The organism is Paenibacillus cineris (genome assembly GCF_018333335.1).
In the GTDB taxonomy this organism is placed as follows: Bacteria; Bacillota; Bacilli; order Paenibacillales; family Paenibacillaceae; genus Paenibacillus_AQ; species Paenibacillus_AQ favisporus.
Window position 1 is genome coordinate 1 of the sequence record NZ_BORU01000049.1, and the last position, 255, is coordinate 255.

Genomic DNA, 255 nt, shown 5'->3' on the forward strand with positions numbered 1-255 from the left:
CAAGAAGTCAGAGCCCTGTTTATGGGTGATGGCGTGCCTTTTGTAGAATGAACCGGCGAGTTACGTTCCCGTGCAAGGTTAAGGTGAGAAGCCGGAGCCGCAGCGAAAGCGAGTCTGAATAGGGCGATTAAGTACGTGGACGTAGACCCGAAACCGTGTGATCTACCCCTGTCCAGGGTGAAGGTGCGGTAACACGCACTGGAGGCCCGAACCCACGAATGTTGAAAAATTCGGGGATGAGGTGGGGGTAGCGGA

1 rRNA gene is annotated in these 255 nt (G+C 55.3%); it reads left to right on the forward strand.

Annotation, left to right across the window (positions count from 1 at the left end):
- Positions 1-255: ribosomal RNA gene (locus tag KI379_RS33890) — 23S ribosomal RNA — on the forward strand; the annotation flags it as partial.